The organism is Woeseia oceani, assembly GCF_001677435.1.
GTDB lineage: Bacteria > Pseudomonadota > Gammaproteobacteria > Steroidobacterales > Woeseiaceae > Woeseia > Woeseia oceani.
On record NZ_CP016268.1, the window covers coordinates 2,962,052 to 2,981,879 of the forward strand.

The 19,828-nt window shown below is 59.9% G+C and carries 17 protein-coding genes; 8 read left to right on the forward strand and 9 right to left on the reverse strand.

Features of this window, described 5'->3' with window-relative positions; genetic code table 11:
* The 3 genes from BA177_RS13470 to BA177_RS13480 all read right to left on the reverse strand — a co-directional run bounded on the left by BA177_RS13470 (position 1) and on the right by BA177_RS13480 (position 4,407).
* Entirely contained in the window at positions 1-2,046 is a 2,046-nt protein-coding gene (locus tag BA177_RS13470; protein ID WP_068617043.1) for a S9 family peptidase, read from the reverse strand.
* A gap of 75 nt (positions 2,047-2,121) precedes the next feature.
* Positions 2,122-2,487: a cupin domain-containing protein gene (locus tag BA177_RS13475; protein ID WP_068619375.1), complete on the reverse strand. Its 366-nt coding sequence runs from the start codon at positions 2,485-2,487 to the stop codon at positions 2,122-2,124.
* Between the two features lie 75 nt (positions 2,488-2,562).
* The gene (locus tag BA177_RS13480; protein ID WP_068617045.1) at positions 2,563-4,407 is read right to left on the reverse strand and encodes an ExeM/NucH family extracellular endonuclease; all 1,845 of its coding nucleotides are present in this window, start codon (positions 4,405-4,407) and stop codon (positions 2,563-2,565) included.
* A gap of 257 nt (positions 4,408-4,664) precedes the next feature.
* Here BA177_RS13480 and BA177_RS13485 point away from each other — a divergent pair, with 257 nt between their 5' ends.
* Positions 4,665-5,861: a bifunctional alpha/beta hydrolase/OsmC family protein gene (locus BA177_RS13485; protein ID WP_068617047.1), complete on the forward strand. Its 1,197-nt coding sequence runs from the start codon at positions 4,665-4,667 to the stop codon at positions 5,859-5,861.
* 291 nt (positions 5,862-6,152) lie between these two features.
* Here the strand turns inward: BA177_RS13485 and BA177_RS13490 are convergent, their stop codons facing one another.
* Entirely contained in the window at positions 6,153-6,401 is a 249-nt protein-coding gene (locus BA177_RS13490; RefSeq protein WP_068617048.1) for a hypothetical protein, read from the reverse strand.
* Between the two features lie 205 nt (positions 6,402-6,606).
* Here BA177_RS13490 and BA177_RS13495 point away from each other — a divergent pair, with 205 nt between their 5' ends.
* Both BA177_RS13495 and BA177_RS13500 read left to right on the forward strand, forming a co-directional pair.
* On the forward strand, positions 6,607-7,476 hold the full coding sequence (locus BA177_RS13495; RefSeq protein WP_068617050.1) for an MBL fold metallo-hydrolase: 870 nt from the start codon (positions 6,607-6,609) through the stop codon (positions 7,474-7,476).
* An 80-nt stretch (positions 7,477-7,556) separates the two neighbouring features.
* Positions 7,557-9,101, forward strand: coding sequence for an AbgT family transporter (locus BA177_RS13500; RefSeq protein ID WP_068617052.1), 1,545 nt, complete (start codon positions 7,557-7,559; stop codon positions 9,099-9,101).
* 70 nt (positions 9,102-9,171) lie between these two features.
* On the opposite strand, the gene BA177_RS13505 is transcribed toward BA177_RS13500, so the two are convergent.
* Positions 9,172-11,010, reverse strand: a complete 1,839-nt coding sequence (locus BA177_RS13505) for an NAD(P)/FAD-dependent oxidoreductase (protein ID WP_068617054.1) — start codon at positions 11,008-11,010, stop codon at positions 9,172-9,174.
* Between the two features lie 192 nt (positions 11,011-11,202).
* Here BA177_RS13505 and BA177_RS13510 point away from each other — a divergent pair, with 192 nt between their 5' ends.
* Positions 11,203-12,966, forward strand: coding sequence for an amidohydrolase (locus BA177_RS13510; protein ID WP_068617056.1), 1,764 nt, complete (start codon positions 11,203-11,205; stop codon positions 12,964-12,966).
* A gap of 3 nt (positions 12,967-12,969) precedes the next feature.
* On the opposite strand, the gene BA177_RS13515 is transcribed toward BA177_RS13510, so the two are convergent.
* Positions 12,970-13,314 carry a hypothetical protein gene (locus tag BA177_RS13515; protein ID WP_068617058.1) on the reverse strand — a complete coding sequence of 115 codons (345 nt, stop codon included), beginning with the start codon at positions 13,312-13,314 and terminating at the stop codon, positions 12,970-12,972.
* A gap of 265 nt (positions 13,315-13,579) precedes the next feature.
* Between BA177_RS13515 and BA177_RS13520 the strand changes: the two genes are divergently transcribed.
* The 3 genes from BA177_RS13520 to BA177_RS13530 all read left to right on the forward strand — a co-directional run bounded on the left by BA177_RS13520 (position 13,580) and on the right by BA177_RS13530 (position 16,491).
* Positions 13,580-14,989: a M20 family metallopeptidase gene (locus BA177_RS13520; protein WP_068617060.1), complete on the forward strand. Its 1,410-nt coding sequence runs from the start codon at positions 13,580-13,582 to the stop codon at positions 14,987-14,989.
* A 65-nt stretch (positions 14,990-15,054) separates the two neighbouring features.
* On the forward strand, positions 15,055-16,011 hold the full coding sequence (locus BA177_RS13525) for a DUF3187 family protein (RefSeq protein WP_068617062.1): 957 nt from the start codon (positions 15,055-15,057) through the stop codon (positions 16,009-16,011).
* Between the two features lie 33 nt (positions 16,012-16,044).
* A complete protein-coding gene (locus BA177_RS13530; RefSeq protein WP_068617064.1) occupies positions 16,045-16,491 on the forward strand; it encodes a DUF6524 family protein in 447 nt (148 codons plus the stop codon).
* A gap of 49 nt (positions 16,492-16,540) precedes the next feature.
* Here the strand turns inward: BA177_RS13530 and BA177_RS13535 are convergent, their stop codons facing one another.
* The 3 genes from BA177_RS13535 to cysG form a co-directional block, all read right to left on the reverse strand.
* The gene (locus BA177_RS13535) at positions 16,541-16,765 is read right to left on the reverse strand and encodes a DUF2835 domain-containing protein (protein ID WP_068617066.1); all 225 of its coding nucleotides are present in this window, start codon (positions 16,763-16,765) and stop codon (positions 16,541-16,543) included.
* Positions 16,766-16,806: 41 nt separating this feature from the next.
* Complete coding sequence (locus BA177_RS18660; protein WP_156762831.1) at positions 16,807-16,995, reverse strand: hypothetical protein; 189 nt, start codon at positions 16,993-16,995, stop codon at positions 16,807-16,809.
* Positions 16,996-17,062: 67 nt separating this feature from the next.
* The gene (gene cysG / locus BA177_RS13540) at positions 17,063-18,502 is read right to left on the reverse strand and encodes a siroheme synthase CysG (protein WP_068617068.1); all 1,440 of its coding nucleotides are present in this window, start codon (positions 18,500-18,502) and stop codon (positions 17,063-17,065) included.
* A 315-nt stretch (positions 18,503-18,817) separates the two neighbouring features.
* Here cysG and BA177_RS13545 point away from each other — a divergent pair, with 315 nt between their 5' ends.
* Positions 18,818-19,828: a LysR substrate-binding domain-containing protein gene (locus BA177_RS13545; protein ID WP_068617070.1), complete on the forward strand. Its 1,011-nt coding sequence runs from the start codon at positions 18,818-18,820 to the stop codon at positions 19,826-19,828.

The window sequence follows — 19,828 nt, forward strand, 5'->3', positions numbered from 1 at the left end:
CTATTGGGCACTCCCGTTTCGGTCACTGCGGTAGCGTGCAAACCAGGCAAGGATGTTGTCGACTTTCGCAATCAACCGCGATGGCTTGCCCGCGATACCGTGCGGCGAGCCCGGCACGCGAATCATCATGGCATCCACCTTTCTCAGCTTCAGCGCCTGATAGAACTGTTCAGTTTCCGAGATAGGTGTTCGCTGATCTTCCTCGCCGGTCAGGAGCAACGTTGGTGTATTCACATTGCCAACCAGCGACAGCGGCGAACGCTGCCAGTAGTGTTCCGGCTCTTCCCAGGGCATGCCCGGAAACTGGTATTGAATCTGGTAGATCGACGAGTCGGCCGTCAACGTCTTGGATACCCAGTTGATCACCGGCTTCGCAACCGCCGCCGCTCGAAAGCGATCGGTAAGTCCAATTGCATAAGCACTGGCGATGCCGCCAGCGGAGCCGCCGGTAATGAACAGGTTGTCAGGATCAATGAAGCCCCGCTCGATCAGCGCGTCGATGCCCGACATGTGATCGGCAAAGTCCTCTTCGCTCGAGTATTTGTACTGCAACAGCAAACCAAAGTCTTCGCCGTACGACGAGCTGCCGCGGTGATTGTCGTAAAAAACCACGTAGCCTTCCGCCGCGAAACGTTGCATCTCGGCCGAAAATTGCGGCCCGTACACCAGGTGCGGGCCGCCGTGAATTTCCAGTATCAGCGGGTATTTTTTCGCCGGATCGAAATCCGGTGGCGTCAGGTACCAGCCTTGAATCTGTTGATCGTCAAAGGACGACGCATAGTTGATCTCATGCACCTCAGCCAGATTGCGGTTGGCCAGCAAGTCATCATTCAATGCAGTCAGTATTCGCGGACCGCGGCGCGTCACTACGGCCACGTCCGCCGGCCGGTACGCTGTGCCGCGGGTATAGACGATCGTGCCATTGTCCGACATTGAATAGGCACCGCTGGTGTAAGGCCTGCCGAGCGTGGTCCCGCCGAGATCGCTGGCGATGGCTGTCACCTCGCCATCGAGCGATACGCGCGCCAGTATTCTTGCGCCGCGATCGTCGTAGCTGATGACGAGACTCCGCCCGTTGGCCGCCCACACCGCACTGTTGACCGAGCGATCGAGCCGCCCTGTAACGGCCCTGTCATTGCCGCCATCCAGATCCATGACATGCAGGACCGTATTGCGGTACGGCACCCGCTCGCTGTGCTGGTACAAATAGGCAATGCGCCGGCCATCCGGCGACAACTGCGGTGCCGATTCATCGCCCGCCCGATCGGTGACTTGTTGCAGCTCCCCGTCAGCCAGCGTCACGGACCAGAGGTCTCCCTCCAAAGGCTCGAACTCCCAGTCGGGATTGCGGTTTGCTGAAAAAAAGATGCGATCACTGCCCGGCGACCACGACAACGGTCCCGTGTGATTGAAGTCCCCACTGCTTAGTTGCCGCGGTGTGCCGCCATCAGCCGGAACCACGAACACATGGTCATGCGCGGGTTCGATAAAGCCCTCACCGTCGCGCCGGTAAGTGACACTGTCGATCGCTTTGACCGGTTCCGACCACTCAGCGCCTTCCGGTTTCGCCGGCGGTTTGGCGAGCGCCTGGGTGTCCTTCTTGACCGGCATGACAAAGGCGAGCAAACGGCCATCCGGTGACCAGCTCAGGGCCGAAGGGCTTTCCCGCAACGTCGTCAACAGTGCCGTCCGGTTGCTCTGCAACCAATGCACGTAAATGCCGGTACCGTGCCTGGTGCCGCGCAACCACGCGATACGGCGGCCATCCGGCGACCACAACGGTGAACTGGCGCTCTCAATGCCGGACAACAGTGGTCGCTGTTCACCACTGGCAATGTCGATCAACCAGAGATTCGAGCGCGTGGAATCCGACATGATGTCGTTCGAGCGACGCTCGTACACCAGTTGCGTGCCGTCCGGCGAAATCAGGGGATTGTTCGCGTACTCAAGGTCAAAGACATCTTCGGACGTGAAACTGCCGGGCGCCGCGTTGGCGACACCCAGTGCGAAAACAAACGTAGCAGCGATGGAAAACAGTTTAGTCATGCACAAACCCTTGAGTAGTAAGTCAACAGGCTGAACCAAAACGCATCTGCGCTTATCCGGCCGACAGAATGTCGTTCAACCTCGTAAATAGGTGTCACTCTTGTTCAGCCAGTCATCACGACGTGGTGCCCACATGTCGATCTCTTCGACATCGCCGATGCACAGCGCTTCGTGCGGAAGGTTTGCCGGAATAACGACGACTTCACCCGGGCCGACGTCGCGAACGTCAGCGCCATCGGCACCGAAGCTAAAGCGCATGACACCGGCAACGACCTGCGTGATCTGCTCATTGTGATGACTGTGGCGCGGCACAAGAAAGCCGTCCTTGAACCAGATTCGGGCAAGCGTCATCAGCTCGCCGGTGATAATGCGTCGTTGCATCATCGGATTGACCGTTTCCAGCGGTACGGTATCCCACCGCACCAGTTCAGCCGTTGCCATGTTCATCCCCCCGCAGAAATGTGCGCCTTGCCCGGCGCGACTAGACTGACATTCTGGCCACTGAACGGCAACCGCCTATTCCGCCGGCAGCCGCAGACCGATCAGCAACGGGTCATGATCGGCGGCGCGCCAGGGGGTATCCGGCTCGAACAAGGCCGGGTCGCGAGCAAACTCGAGGTTGTAGTCGTACAGCGGGGCCTCATCCGCATTGATATGCCATTCAGCGGCACCGCTGACATACGGAGCGAGAGCCGGCGTCGCGAAAGCATGATCGAGGGCTCCTGACTCGCCCCTGTAAACCAGCGACCAGGCGCCTTCGCCGACGTACTCGCGAATGAGGTTTGTCAGTCCGCCCTCCTCCATTGCCCTGATCGGGTCTTCCTTCATGTAGGCGTTGAAATCCCCGATCGCCAGCGCGAACGGATTGCCGCTGCCGGTCGGATCCGAGGCCAACCAGTTGACCAGCGCCTGGGCCGCGCGTGTGCGACTTAGATTGCAATTGGCCTGGCCGTCACCGCGGTTCGGGTCGTTGTCCGTATCGCAAGGCGAACCCTTGGACTTGAGGTGCGCAACGGCGACCGTAAAAGCCGCACCGCCTTGCCTGGCTCGAAAACTCTGCGCCACAACGGGTCTGTTCCGGTTGTCGTCGAAGCCAGGATCAATGCTGCGATCGAGGACGGCGAAATCACCGGCGGTTTCCACCGTATCCGACCGGTAGATCAGTGCCACCTGAATGGCATCCCCGCCCACTACGCCGGTGCGTATCGCAGCCCAGCCCGGCTGGCGTTGATTCAGAGCCGCCAGCAGGTCGTCCTGCGACGCACCGGCTGAGTTTTCCAGCTCCATCAGGCCGACGATGTCCGCGTCGAGTGCGTTGATGGCCGCTGCTGTCTTGGCTCGTTGCCGCTCAAGCTCCGCCTCCGAATCCGCACCACGGCATCCGTCTTTTTGTACCGGCCCACAGACCGCTTTACCGCTGTCTGTCTGAGCGAAGTAATTCAGCACATTGAAACTCGCTATTACGAGGTCGCCACCGACATCCGGTCTTGCCGGACGAGGATTGCGATTGATGAACACCGGCTCGGTCACGGGCAGCAAACGCCAGGCCTGCATGCCGTTGCCGCCATTGCCTCGGCTGTAGCGCAGCACACCGGACAACGCTTGCAGCTCATCGCCTACCCGTAATGGAAAACCCGGCGCGAAATCACCATTGACGTATTGAATTGGCTTTGGGTTTTGCTCGGCACTGCCGTCATCGAGCAACAGTGAGCGCGCAGCACGTTTCAGGCCATGCGCTTGATAGCCGGCGGTATCGGGGCGATTGCCGGAGGTAAACTGCATCTCTCGGGGCTCGGTCGACAGCAGCAGCTCGCCGTAGCGCTCAAGTCCGTGCAGGTCCTGCACGTACAGTGGGTGTCCTAATGTTACCGGCATGCCTTCGTACGCTTCCAGATCGGCGACAGGAATGCTGTCGTCATTGAGAACAGTCCGTGCAACCGGGAGTTTGAGCGACGTGTAACGCACTTCGCCACGTCCGACAATCCGTACCGACTCAGCTACGATTTGCGTCTCGCCGAAATACTCGCTCACTTTGCCAGCCACCTGCACGCGATTGCCGAGCGCGACGTCAACCGTGTCTGCATTGCGGTCAAAAACGAATACGCCATCGGACGACAGCGGATCGCCATCAGGTTCGTCATTCAGCAGAAAGAAGCCGCCCAGAGACCGAACAGTGTCAGCATCGTCATCCTGAAAGTCGCCGCTAACGATGCCGCTCACGGTAAGCAACTGGCCGACATAGGGACTCTCGGAACCGGTGCCCTGCACGGCAGACGGCGACAAGGTTTCACTGTCAGCCGCATCCGGCGTGCAGCCGCCAAGCAACGCACTGATTAGCAAGATTCGAACGTACAAACGCATGCTGGCACCTCATCGACCCGCAGCAGGATCCGGGGATGTTCTTATACCATGCGATGGTGATAAACCGACCCCGCCTTGCGATGCGCGGACGGTCCTGTATAGAGTGTGCACAGCAGCGAACGCCGGTAATTCTCCGTACGGAATGCACCACGACCCGGCAAAATGCCGGTACCCCTGCGCGTGCCGACACGGGCTCAGCAACGGCTGACCTCCGATTACCACACCGCGCCACAGCACCGCTTTACGGGAAGAGTCGCATGACAAAATTCCAGTTCCAAAACCGCAATGGTCAGAATTTAACGGCAAACCTCGAACTGCCGCCCGGTGGTCAGTGGCAAACGACGGCGTTGTTCGCGCATTGCTTCACTTGCTCGCGCAATATCAAGGCAGCGCGGAACATTTCGCGCTCCCTCGCCGAGGTCGGCTTCGCCGTGTTGCGCTTTGATTTCACCGGGCTGGGTGAAAGCGACGGCGACTTTGCCGACACCACGTTTTCCAGCAATCTCGATGACCTGGAAGATGCCGCCGAATGGTTGTCCGCCAACCTTGCTGCACCGCAACTGCTTGTTGGACATTCATTGGGAGGTGCCGCGGTACTTGCTGTCGCGGAACGCCTGGACAGCGTCAAAGCCGTCGCAACGCTGGCAGCACCGGCCAATGCAGCGCACGTACTGAAACAACTGGGCGACGACCTGGAAACCATTGAACGGGAGGGCTCGGCGGAAGTGCAGCTGGCCGGCAGACCGTTCCGTATCCGCAAGGATTTTGTCGATGATGCCCGTCGCCATACGCTGGATGAGCGTTTGCACAATCTGCGCCGTGCGCTGCTGGTGATGCACTCGCCTGTTGATCAGGCTGTGTCTGTCGACAACGCGCAGAAAATATTCACGACTGCATTGCACCCGAAGAGTTTTGTCAGCCTCGACAACGCCGACCACCTGTTATCGGACGAAGCCGATTCGCAGTATGCGGGCGCGGTGATTGCCACCTGGTCGCGGCGCTTTTTGCAGATCGACGAACCGGCGGCCACCGAACAAACCATTGTGTACGGCCGCACCGACGACCAGTTTCTCTGCCGGGTACAGGCGGGCCGGCACAGCCTGCTGGCGGACGAGCCGGAAAAAGCCGGCGGCTCCGATCTGGGTCCCGACCCGTACAAGTATCTGGCCGCCGCGCTAGGCACTTGCACGGTGATGACACTCAACATGTATGCACGCCACAAGAAGCTCGCGGTTGAACGCGTCAGCTGCGAGGTATCACATGACCGTATTCATGCCGAAGACTGCGATGATTGCGAATCGACCAGCGGCAAGGTTGATCAACTCACACGGGTAATAACGCTGGAAGGCGATCTCGACGAGGAGCAGCGCCAACGGATGCTGGAGATCGCGGATCGATGCCCGGTGCACCGAACACTGGAAAACGAAATTCGTATCGACAGCCGGCTCGACTAGCAACCCCGCCTGCCGACTTGCACCCGCACGGGATGCCCGGTTCTTGCTGAATTGCGGAAGCACTGCATGCATGAGCCGGACGCTTCGCCCGCTCGGTGTGACAGTCCGCCCAGGCAGTGCCCTGCCAGTCCGGCTATGCATGCCTGTAGCCGTACGCCAAACAACCCTGAGCAGCAATGAACGACGGCTCACGCTCTGTTCAGGCATTGAGCCCCGAAACAGGCGGCAAAACGCGCTTTACAGGTCAGCGAGGACGGGGAGCGGGCCAGTCGCGCCGGTCTGGCTCGCCTGTCAGCGGGAAACCTCGACAAATGCGGAAAGAAACTCCAGGCCCTTGCGCAGTTGTTTCCGGTCCATCGACTCGGGTGACGACTGGTGAAAATCAGCGACAACCCAGCGAACCTCGTGCAGGTCGCAGTAAGCCCACAACAGCCGCCCAATACGGTACACATCACTCCGGGTGCCACAGTGCGGGCAGCTTCGCAGCTCGCGGCGACGGCTCAGCGGAAATGGCACGATGTTATCGACGTAGGGCGTCATGTGGGGTCCTGGCAACTGACATGCTGGTATGATCAGACGGCTGTCCGTCTCAACACTGTGATGTGGCTCTCAGCGAGCAGTGCCGACCGCTACTTTTTGCGCGTTATGAGAACTGTGTCGCGCCGCGAAAACAGCACGAACAGGACCGAACAGATTGAATAGCCACAAGCCAACCTCTAGTCGTTCACGCACCAGGAGCAACACCATGAACCACCGAACTCCCGCCATTTTCGCCGCTGGCCTGCTGCTGGCCGTCACCGCCGTTGCGCAGGATGATATCCGGTTCAAATCCACGGAACTCGGCACCGGCCTTTTCATGCTGGAAGGTGTTGGCGGTTTCAGCGGCGGCAATCTCGGCCTGCTGACCGGCGACGACGGGGTTGTGCTGATCGATGATGGCCTTGAGCCGCTTGCCGGCAAGACGCTCGCGGCCGTCCAGGAAGTCAGTGGTGCGCCGGTTGATTTTGTGATCAACACACACGTACATGGCGATCACCTGGGTGGCAACGTCGCCTTGCATCAGCATGGCGCGACGATTGTCGCTCACGACAGCATCCGCCAGCGCCTGCTGGACTCGGATGCCGCGAGGGACGCGTTGCCGGAACTCACTTTCGCCGAGGAAGTGACCTTCCATCTGAACAACCATAAGGCACGCGTGATCCACGTAGAGCACGCCCACACGGACGGTGATGCGATCATTCATTTTGCCGATGCCAACGTCATTCACACCGGCGACGCAATGTTTAATGGCCTGTTCCCGTTCATAGACCTGGATTCTGGCGGCAGCGTCGAGGGCTACATCGCGGCACAAAACCGTGTGCTCGAAATGGCTGATGCCGAAACCCGAATTATTCCGGGCCATGGCCCGCTGGCCAATCGCGGTGACCTGGTTCGCGCCCGCGACATGCTGGTTGATGCCCGCGACCGTATCCAGGCACTGCTCGACGCCGGTGCTTCGGCCGAGGAAATTCTGAGCCAGAACCCGCTCGCCGACTATGCCGGTTGGAGCTGGGATTTCATCACCACTGAACGTATGACGCAGCAGCTCGTGCGCGGACTCTCAATGGGGCACTAGCGTCCTGGCAGGGCCAAACAGGACGATGGCGGCTGAATTGGGTAGACTGCCGGACACCGTAATTGCAGGGGCAATGTCCGATGGGTGATTCGAAACCAGTCAAGTCCAGCGTGGTCCAGCGTGCGCTCGCTGCCGTGGAACGTGTCGGCAACAAGCTGCCTGACCCTGCCGTTTTGTTTATCGCCCTGCTGTTTATCGTCTGGGTATTGTCGTGGTTGCTGTCCGGCATCAGCTTCGATCTTGTTGATCCCCGTAGTGGTGAACCGCTGCGGGTTGTCAACCAGCTGTCCGGCAATGCGCTGACCACGTTCTTCAGCGTGATGGTCACGAACTTCACGCACTTTCACCCGGTCGGCGTGGTGCTCGTTGCCATGCTCGGCATTGGTGTCGCAGAACACACCGGCTTCATCAACGCAGGATTGCGCGCGATGATGGCGGTAACGGCGCGCTGGTTGCTGACGCCAATGGTGATACTGGTCGGCATCGTCAGTCATACCGCCGTGGATGCCGGCTACGTACTCGTGATACCCCTCGGCGGCATCATCTTTTATGCCGCAGGCCGCCATCCGCTCGCCGGTATAGCGGCAGCCTTCGCCGGAGTCTCCGGCGGCTTCTCCGCCAACTTCGTGCCCTCCGCGCTTGACCCCATGTTGCAAGGCATATCGCAGGCCGGCGCCCAGATTCTTGATCCGGCCGTTGTCCTCAACCCGCTCAATAACTATTTCTTCACGACGGCATCGTCGTTGCTGATCGTGAGTCTCGGCTGGTTTCTGACCGACAAAGTGGTTGAACCCCGTTTGCAATCCTCGGCCGTCGACGGCGACGTTTCCGATCTGCCGACCATGGAGCCACTGGCGGTACACGAACGCCGCGGCTTGCGCATCGCTCTGATCGCCATGCTGCTCGGTATTGCGCTCCTGATCGCCACGTCCTTGCCGGCCGGCTCAGCATGGCGTGCCCCCGACGGTGAACTGACCTCCGGCGCTGCGCCATTGATGAAGTCCATCGTGCCGCTGATATTTCTGCTGTTCCTGCTCCCCGGCATCGTCTATGGCGTGTCATCCGGCAGCATCAGGAGTTCGCGGGACATGATTGCCGGCATGACCAAGGCCATGACGGGGATGGGTTACTACCTCGTCATCATGTTTTTTATCGCGCAATTCATTTACGCCTTCGGCCAGTCCAATCTCGGTGTTTTGCTGGCACTGGAAGGTGCGGAAATACTGCAGAAGCTGGCGCTGCCCGGCGGTATCACCATTACCGGCATCGTCTTGCTGACCGGTATTATCAATCTGTTTGTTGGCTCGGCGTCGGCAAAGTGGGCGCTGCTCGCGCCCATCTTCGTTCCGATGTTGATGCAGCTGGGTATATCGCCGGACCTCGCCCAGGCTGCTTACCGGATCGGTGATTCCAGCACGAACATCATCACCCCACTGATGCCGTACTTCCCGCTGGTCGTCGTGTTCTGCCAGCGGTACGTGAAATCAACCGGCATCGGCACTGTGACCGCCATGATGCTGCCGTACTCCGTGTCTTTCCTGGTCTTGTGGACGATCTTCCTGCTGCTCTACTGGGCGATAGGCTTGCCACTCGGACTGCAAGCCACTTACGGTTATCCGGCCTGAAAAAAGCCGGGCGGCACACAAGCTGTGCCGCCCGGTCGTGACGTCAGCCGACGTCCTGCGAGCTTGAGACTCAGCCTTGCAACGCTTCCATTACGGCGCGATGCCCTTGCGTGATGGCGGAGTTGGTGGTCGCTTGCACGCCGGCATCGGAATTGGCAATCGTGATACGACCGTGCGGTTGTCGTGCCTTGTACCAGGGCGTCTGCTTCGGGTCAGGCCACTCCGGTTCCCACAGCAGGTCATTGCTGTACGAATAGCCGTGCGCCCAGCGGTTGACGGTAATGGCGTGGATATCGCGCTCGGCATCAAAGCCCGCACCCGACAGCGCCTGATCCAGCTGATCGCGAACGTGTCCCTCGTAGACTGAGAACGGCGTGCCCAGCAAATGGCGGCGTCCGGCTCGCCATTGCTCAGGTCCCTTTATGTCGGGGAAGTGCTGCACATGGCACATGTGCAGGACCATCGGATCGTCCGGCGTCTTGCCGAACTCGTAGTTGCCTATGGACACCGGGTAATCCAGTTCAACCTGTTTGAAGAAATCGTTGGTGTAGTACACGAAATCCAGCCCGAGCTCAGCGAACGGCCGCCAGTTCGGGACCAGCACCTTCGTGTACACGAGCGGCACCTTGACGTTGTAGGCCAGGCCTTCTTTCTGCTCAGTCGGCAATTCCGGGCAGATATACGGCACAACGCTGTTGTAACACGCCATGATGCAACGCCCGGCACGCACGGTGTACACCTCGTTACCGTGCGCATACGTTACGTCGACATTGTCATTGCGACCCGTGTGGCGGACGTTGACGACCGTACTGTTCAGCCTGATGCGTGTGCCTTGAGATTCGCGATCAAGCCGTGAGTAATCGACCCGCGCGGTTACGACATCTTCCATCGTGTTACCCGGCACAGCATCCGGAATCAGTTTCCGCACGAGCAGGCGCGCAACCGACGCGTTGCCGTCGGGAAAGTGAAAAATGTACGGCTCGTCGCCGCGATAGCCGACGCGCGGCAAGGTGTGCGTCAGGCCCGGCATGCCGCCGTCGTACGATTGCACGGAGGTCGCCGGAATCTCGTCGATCCCTACACACCAGAAACTCATGCCCCAGCGGCGGTACATTTCCAGCACCTGCTGATCGACCTTGACCAGATCACGAAGAAACGCGTAGTAACTCATCTTGCTGAGCTTGGCGATTTTCTCGTCGCGACCAAGACCCGGCAGGTAATCACGCTCGTCCGTCCACACCCGGATCAGGTCAGCACGCGCTTTGTCACTCATCGGCGTTTGCGCCGCAAATTCCTGCCATGGAATCCGGTTGTAGCCACCAACGAGTTTCTGCTCGCCGTAGGTTTCCTTGTCGAACAGAATACCTTTGCTGAGGCCCATGGATGCGTACAGCTCCTGATGATAGAGCTTGTAGAACTTCTGCGTGTCGATGCCAACGTCGACCAGCATGTCTTTGGCAACCTGGCTGTACGACGATGGCGTATCGATCGACTCGGTGCCGCCGTAGCCAATACGGGTCTTACCGTTGATTGAAAACTCGTTGCGCTTCGCGTGCCCACCGAAGTCATCGTGATTGTCGAGCACCAGGATCCGCGCGTCGGGCTTTTCCTTGCGATAAAAGTGCGCGGCGGACAAGCCGCTGATACCGGCACCAACCACCACCAGGTCGTACTTCTCATCAGCGCGAGGTGCTTTGAAGTCGCGACCGGCCACTCGTGCGTGCATGGTTTCCCATGCGCCATCGTGACTGCCGCGCAAACCCGTTTTGGCCGGCGGATAGTAGTCACTGGAAAGATCGAACGGCGAACCACTCGCCGCCAACAGTTCCGACCACGGTCCAACCATTGATGCGCCTATCGCTATTTGCGTACCGTTCAGAAAATCTCGTCGCGTTACCTTGTCACTCATTGTCCCCCCCCTCATGCACAACCTGCGCATGCCTTTCTTTCACTGTACGAAATCAGCACGGGCAAAAAAAGCATTCAATTGCCGCGGAAAAGCCGCACTGATGGTTTCATTCGAATCCTATGCAGCGCTGCCGGACCCGCAGTGCGCTGCTATAGTGAGTTGTCGTGGGTCCGGCAAAGGTCAGGTCTGATCATGAACAGAATTGTTCTCTGGGTTGTCGTTGGCACGATCGGCGCGCTGTTATCTGCCTGCAAAGGCGAGTCCACAGTGAACGCCGATGAGACGGCGGATCTCATTCTCACCAATGCGCGCGTCTATACACTCAACTGGGATGATCCGGATACGCACGGCAATCCCGCCGGCAATGCGCCGTTTGCAAACGGCCAATGGCAACCGGATGCCACCGCTATCGCGGTGAAGAACGGACTGCTGCAACGCGTCGGCAACGCGACCGACATCAGCAAACTGGCCGGGACGACAACAACCGTTATCGATCTCGCCGGTGCCACAGTGATACCGGGCCTTATTGAGAGTCACGGCCATTTCCACGAACTGGGTGAGTTAGCCGAACGTGTCGACCTGAACGGCGTCACGACCATGGAAGACATGGCCAGTCGGGTTCGTACGAGAGCAACGCAAACGCCTGCCGGCGAATGGGTTGTCGGTGGCGGCTGGGACGAAGGCGCGTGGGCCGATCAACTACCCGATAAATCAGCGCTGGATGCAGCAGCGCCGGATCATCCGGTCATGCTCAAGGGACGGCGCGGTTTCGCTATCGTCGTCAATCAACGTGCGCTCGATATTGCCGGCATATCGGCTGCAACCGATTCGCCCTCGGGCGGTGACATCGTCAAAGACGACAACGGTGAGCCGACCGGTGTGTTTCTGAACCGTGCGCAGACGATGATTTACGACGCCATGCCAGAGGCTACCCTGGAACAGAAAAAGCGCATGTTGCTGCATGGCCTGAATGAAATTGCCGAAGCCGGTTACGTCAATGGTCATCACGCCGGCATCTACGCCGACTACATGCCCGCTTACCTTGCCCTGGCCGAAGCAGGCGAGTTGCCGGTGCGCGTGGAAGGCATGATAGCGGCTCGACCGGAGAACATGGCTTTACTCAAGCAATGGATCAACAAGGGCCCAACGCAGGACCGCAACGCCTATTTTCAGGTACGCGGCGTAAAAGCGTATTACGACGGCTCGCTTGGTTCGCGCGGCGCGAGCATGCTGGACGATTACTCAGACATGCCCGGCCACAAGGGTATTGCCGGTTCGGCCTACGGATTTCCTGAAGACGCCGTCAGCGAAGCCATCGCTGCCGGTTTCCAGGCCGGTATTCATGCCATAGGTGATGGCGGCAACCGTGCGGTACTGAATTTCTACGAGCGTGTGCTCCGCGATGACCCTGCTGCCCGCGGACTCCGCCATCGGGTGGAACATGCGCAGATCGTCCATCCCGATGATTTCGCGCGCTTCGGCGAATTGAACCTGGTTGCCTCGATGGAGCCTGGCCACGCAGTCGAGGACAGCCCGTGGGCCGAAGAGCGGGTTGGCCCGCAACGTATCCTGGGCGGCTACGCGTGGCGAACATTGCGTGAAAACGGCGCGGGTCTGATATTCAATTCCGACCTTAGCGGCACTGACTTCGATATTTTCTACGGCCTGCATTGTGCCGTGACCCGCACGAACCGTGACGGCGAACCGCCCGGCGGCTGGTACCCGGCGCAGAACATGTCGATCGAAGAAGCCGTGCGCGCGTACACGAGCTGGCCCGCACGGTCATCCTTGCGCGAGGATCTGACCGGCACGTTGGCTGCCGGTAAATGGGCGGACATTACGGTGTTGTCGATAGACCCGTTTCAAACGGCGGCCGCAGACCCGCATCGCTTGCTGGACGGCAAGGCTTTGATGACCGTGGTAGCTGGCAAGGTGGTCTACGATGGCCGCCAGTAGTCGTTAGTCGGCAAACCGGTAGCGCAGATCGATCAGGTTGAACTGCAGCCCGCGGTGTTCATCCACCAGCCGCTCCGGGTAGCGCTGCCGGCAACTGGCGTGCGCGTCTTCGCGGTGCATCGAAATGAACTCGCGCTGCACATCCGGGTTATCGATCGTGCCAAACGCCTGTTCGTGTATGACCGCATCCTCGGCAGCAAAACATCGCTCGTACAATTGTTCCTGCATTGGGTCAGCCACTTTGACGTCGGCCGGCAAGGCAAACTCCGGATTGAGCGAGACGTCGAACAACCACAGGAACAGGCCGATCGGCACGGCCAGCAAGACGACTTTTGCCATACCGTTCATCGTGACGCTGCGCGAAACCTGTTGCCTGAAGCAAGTCCCATAGTGAGCGTATTTTGCCACTCAGGCGGCGCGATTGCCGCGCGAATACGCTTTCAAATGATATGGTCGCCCCGGTTCCGCGCCGATGGCGAAGTGCGGCAGCAAGCGTGGGTTCTCGGCCGGCCCGGTTCCTGCCGGGTTGCAGGGCTGAAGTCCGCTGCGCGGTCTGTCACAATCAGCGCCTGCCGGCCCCGCGCCACCCTATTCTGCCTAAGGACACGACCTTATGGACCGCAATAAGACCAGCCAGTTTGTCAACGCCATGTGGGACGACTCCATCATCCCGCAACTGAGCCGTTACATTGAAGTGCCTAACAAATCGCCGGGTTTCGACCCCGACTGGGAAAAACACGGCTATATGGACGACGCCATTGCGATGCTGGAAGCCTGGTGTCGCGAGCAGCCCATCAAGGGCATGCAGGTTGAGGTCGTGCGTATCAAAGGTCGCACGCCGCTGCTGTTCATTGAAGTTCCGGGCGATATCGACGACAACGTCTTGCTCTATGGCCACTACGACAAGCAACCGGAATTCAGCGGCTGGAAAGAAGGCCTGGAACCGTGGAAAGCGGTAATTCGCGACGGCAAATTGTACGGTCGCGGCGGCGCAGACGATGGCTATGCCGTATTCGGCTCGCTGACGGCCATTCGCGCGCTGCAGGAACAGGGTATACCGCACGCGCGTTGTGTCATTGTCATAGAGGGCTGCGAAGAAAGCGGCAGTTTCGACTTGCCGCATTACATCGAAAAACTGGAAAGCCGTATCGGCAAACCCAGTCTCGTAGTGTGCCTCGATGCCGAATGCGGCAACTACGATCAGTTCTGGTGCACCACCTCATTGCGCGGCAATCTCGTTGGCACGCTGAAGGTTGATGTACTGACAGAAGGCGTGCACTCAGGCGGCGCCAGCGGCATCGTGCCGTCGAGCTTTCGGGTCCTGCGCAAATTGCTGAGCCGTATCGAAGATGAAGACAGCGGCAAGGTTGTGGTCGATGAGTTGTACAGCGACATACCCGCTGCCCGCCTCAAGCAGGCTGAACTGGCTGCCGAGGTCTTGCAGGATTCGGTCTACCTGAAGTTCCCGTGGGTTGATGACTCCGGGACACCGGCCGAGTCGCCCTACGAACTGCTGCTGAACAACACCTGGCGACCAACGCTCAGTATCACCGGCGCTGACGGCCTGCCGAGCATCAGCAACGCCGGCAACGTGCTGCTGCCGGGAACCACACTTAAATTGTCGTTCCGCCTGCCGCCCACCTGCGAACCGGACAAGGCCGCCGCCGCGGTCAAGAAAGTGCTCGATGCGGACCCACCGCCGTTTAGCAAGACCAGCTTCAAAGTCGAATCCGCCATGGGCGGCTGGAATGCCCCACCGGTTGCCGACTGGCTGGCCAGCTCCATGCAAAAAGCATCAAACGACTATTTCAACAAGCCGTCGATGTACATGGGAACCGGCGGCAGCATTCCGTTCATGGGCATGCTCGGCGAGAAATTCCCCGACGCACAATTCCTGGTGACCGGCTTGCTGGGACCCAACTCGAATGCTCATGGCCCGAACGAGTTTCTGCACATAGAAACCGGCAAGCGCCTGACCTGCTGCGTGGCTCAGGTCCTCGAAGATCACTGTCAGCGCGCCTGAGTAGCAGCGTTATCAATACGGTCGCCCGCGTACTTCCGGCAAGCAGCCTGCTGCTTGCCGGCTGTATGCTGTTTGCGACTCCGGTCAACGCCGGAGCGCTGCCCGATGCCGACCTCTCGCCGCTGATCGTGACGACCGGCCTCGCGAATGCCGAGGAAAGCGCCTGGCTGACGCAACGCGGGCAAGCGGAATGGCACTGGTCCGTAGCAACAGCCAGTCATTCGAGCCAAAGCACGGCAGGACAGGAGGTGTTGCAGTTCGACGGTGAAACGACGCGCTTGTCGATCAAGGCGGAGTTTGGCGTAACCGAGCGACTCAGCCTCGGCTTGGAGTTGCCGTACCTGCTGCACGAATCCGGTGGGCTGGACAACTTCATAGAACGCTGGCACAGCTGGTTCGGGTTTCCGAATAACCTGCGCGACCTGGTGGCTCAGGATCAAATCGACTTCCGCTATTCCGACGACGGCAACTTGCTGCTCGACAATCAGCAAAACCTGCGCGGTGTCGGCGACCTGCGGCTGCTGGCGGGCTGGCAGTTGCAACGCAACGAACACAGTGCATCGGCATTCCGGGTCGCGCTGAAATTACCGACCGGCAGCAGTGAACGATTAACCGGCAGTGGCAATGTTGATCTGGCGTTCGGCTACGTCCATGACAGAAACACGCTGTTCGGCAGCCCGCGTTGGTCTTCGTTTTACCGCTTGTACGCCATTCTTGTTGGCGAACCGGATCACCTCGCCGAACGTGCGAAACCGTTAATCGGTCAGGCCGCCGCGGGCTTGAGCGTGCAAGCGCTGCCCCGTTTGTCGTTGACGATGCAAGCGACCCTGCGCAGTGCCGCTTACGATTCCGAACTCAAAATGCTGGGCGACCCCGCCGTATTGCTGAACGTGGGCGGCACACTAGGGCTGACCGAGCACTTGCAGCTGGCGATAAACGTGGGCGAAGATATTCGGGTGGATACAGCGCCCGACGTCACGTTTGGCCTGTCATTGAAATACCTGCCGCGAACAAACCGGTAGATTACCGAAGCCAGCAATACCACGGAGCCTGTAATGGCCAACAAGAATAACGACAAGACCTCCCGCTCATCAGACCTGACGATTGCCGGTTTCGGCCTGCGTTTCATTGCTGCACTAGTTCTGGTCATGGCCACTTACAACCCGACACGCTACTCCGTTTTCGCCTGGATCAGGGAAGCACTGGCAGCGAGCACTCTCGGTGCGCCACACGTGTTCGTGCTGGTCTTACTGGTCATCGGCTGGACAATATACCTCGTTGCCAGTTTTCGCTCACTGGGCACACTCGGCATGGTACTCGGCAGTGCATTCTTCGCGGCGTTGATCTGGCTATTGACCGATTTCGGCTTACTGGCAGCCAACTCCATTACGTCGCTTACCTGGATTATCCTCGTCTGCCTCGCCGCCCTGCTGACGATAGGCGTCTCAGGCTCGCACATGTGGCGCCGGCTCACCGGTCAGCTGGAAGTTGACGAAGACTGAACGCGCGCCGTTTGCACAGCAATCTGCTTTTCGCCAGCCCGATAACGCGTTAGCTGGCGAGGCGAGACATGCGTGAGAATTTGCCGTTCGCGGCAAACTCGATGCGGAAACGACCGTGCACGCCGTCATGGCTGACATGCTCGCGCAGGATGTTTGCCGGAAATCGTACCGTCTGACCGTTCTCGGCAACGGCCACCACTACCCGGGCGCTGCCCTGATACAGCCGCAGCAATCGGTCACTATCAATAGCGAGCTGGACGACGACGAAATTCACTGGCTGCGCACACTCCGCGACGGCAAAACGAGCCACGCAGTTTACGACTTTCGATAGCGCTCAGCGACAAACGGCGCCGCCGTGTTGTACGGGTCGGTGCCGAAGTCGTCTTCGTCGCTGACTTGCCACTCTGCGCTCTGCCCGGATGCGGATGAAGTCGGTGCGGTGCTGTCCGGCTTTAGTTGTGGCGGCCTTAGCGGCCAGAACTGGGGTGTTTTCGAGTCTGACATGACAACTCCACGGCGTGTTACGAGTGGTCAGTCTATGCGAACAGCCGACAGCGGCCGGTGTCGTTCATCATGCCGACAGTGCCGTTCGTCGAACCTCCACCGCTGATCGCCCGGTTACTACCGTTTGTCCGCCATTCTCGCCAAACCAGCTCAACTTATCGGCTAAGGCCACGGCCTCGCCAACGAACAGGATCGCCGGCGACGGCACACCGGTGGCCAGCGCGGCGATGGTCGCAACCGTCCCACGCACAATACGTTGCCGGGGTGTTGTGCCTTCCGCAACCAGCGCGGCCGGCGTCGACGCCGGCAAGCCGTGGCGAAGCAGCGCAGCACTGCAATGCTGCAAGCGCTGCAAACTCATGTAGAGAGCCAGGGTTTGTCCGGGCCTCGCCAGCACGGCCCAATCCGGGTCATCGTCAGTCTGCAAACTGGCGGTTGCGAACGTGACGCTGGCACTAACGCCACGCAAGGTGAGCGGAATGCCACTGTAGGCCGCGCAACCGAGTGCCGCCGAGACACCCGGCACTATTTCAAATGGCAGGTCCGCAGCCGCGAGCGCTGCCGCTTCCTCACCGCCGCGGCCAAACACGAACGGATCGCCGCCTTTCAAACGACAGACCCGTTTGCCGTCACGCACATGTTGCAACAGCCAATCGGTGATGACCTCCTGCGGAACGCTCGGCCCGCCACCCTCTTTACCGACCGAAATCAGCACCGCTTCCTTGCGCGCCATGTCCAGTATCAATGGCGATACCAGGCGGTCGTACAACACGACGTCCGCGTTGCTGAGCAGCTGTTGCGCGCGCAAGGTCATGAGTGCCGGGTCACCCGGTCCCGCGCCGACAATCGAGGCACTGCCGGACACCGGTTCTGGCTTGCCGCTGATCAGTTCCTGGCGCATGGCCCGCTCGGCCTTGCCATCGCGGCCGGCCAGCAGATCGGCGGCAATCGGTCCGTCGAAGAACCGCTGCCAGAAACGTCGGCGCGCATCAATGGTTGCAAAGCGCTTCTTGACGAGGCCGCGCCATTGCCCGGCCCGCCGTGCCAGCGTACCGATTCGTGCGGGCAGCCAGGCCTCCAGTTGACTTTTGAGGCGCTGCGCCAGCACCGGAGCCTCGCCACCCGTGCTGAAGGCGACCAGCACCGGGTCACGATCGACAATCGCCGGCAAGATGAAGTCACAGTGTTCGCGATCATCAACCGCGTTGCACAGCACGTCGGCATCCCGTGCGGCAGCGAAGACCTCGCGGTTCAGGTCCGGGTTGTCAGTGGCGGCGATGACCAGCCGCTGCCCGGCAAGCTGCGAGGGCGTGAAGGCCGCTGCTTCGAAGACCAGCTCGCCAAGATCATGCAGCCTTTGAATCCCGGCACCTGCCGCCGGTGCAATCACCCGCAGTCGGGCACCCGCGCGCAGCAGCAAAGCGGCCTTGCGTGCGGCGACTTCGCCGGCGCCAACGATGAGGCAAGGGCGATCCTTCAGATCGACAAACAGCGGGAGGTAATTCATGACAGCATTCCGGTAACTTCGCGTCACCCTAGCTGCCGTGTAAGCGCAACTGAAATAGCATTCAGGACTGCCGGTATAACGCACCGGCATACCGCATTGTTTGACAGCACTCGTTCCGGGTGTTTATATCCCGGCATGCAACAAACGACTGCCTTTCGCCCGATCCCCCTGATGTGTTGCTGCCAGAAGTTGCAGGCGGCGATCCGGCGCGCGCACTAGTCGTATTTCGGATTTAACTATGGGCCGCTCAACCGACATGGATGAGCGGCCTTTTTTTTGCAGCGACAAACCGGCCTGCGTGGCCAGGAGTGAGGCATGACCCTTAAGCAGCTCAAGTATTTGCTGGGAGTCGTCGACAACGGGCTCAATATCACGGCGGCAGCCGAACACCTGTTCACCAGCCAGCCGGGCATCAGCAAACAACTGCGGCAGCTTGAGCAGGAGGTCGGCGTGCAGCTCTTCTCCCGCAAAGGCAAAGTCCTCAGCGCCCTGACCCCGGCCGGTCGTACCGTCGTCGAATACGCCCGCAAGATCACCCGTGATGTGGACAATATCCGCAGCCTCGGCCGCGATCTGGTAGCTGAGCAGGAAGGCACTTTGTCGATTGCGACCACCCACACGCAGGCCCGCTACGTACTCCCGGACGTTATTCGCGAATTTCACGAGCGCTTCCCGAAGGTCAATCTCGAGCTGCACCAGGGCACCTCCGAACAGATAGCGGCATTGATTGCCGAGGGTCGGGCCGACTTCGCCATCGCCACCGAATCCCGCGAACTGTTCCCGGAAATGAACATGCTGCCGTGCTTCCGCTGGGACCGCATAGTGCTGACGCCGAAAGATCATCCATTGGTAAAAGAAGCCGCGGACATCACCCTGTCGAAACTCGCCGATCACCCGCTGATCACCTACGTCTTCAGCTCGACCCGCGAGTCATCATTCCTGCGCGCGTTCAAGGACGAAGACCTCGAGCCGACCGTCGTCTTCACTGCCCGCGATGCCGATGTGATCAAGACTTACGTAAGAATGGGCATGGGCGTCGGTGTAATCGCACCGATGGCGCTGCAATGCGACGACACCAAAGACCTCAATGCCATTTCTGCCAGTGGTTTGTTTCCGCAAGTCACCACCTGGCTCGGCATACCGCGCGACCGGGTATTGCGCGGCTACATGCGGGAGTTTATTTCCCTGTTCGCGCCGCACTGGCCCGTGCACGACATCGAACTGGCGGCAACCGCCGGCTCACAACAGGAAGTCGACGCACTGGCCGAGAACATTCCTTTGCCGCTGAACAACGGCTGCACGAAAGGCCTGTCGGTCGCGGCCTGA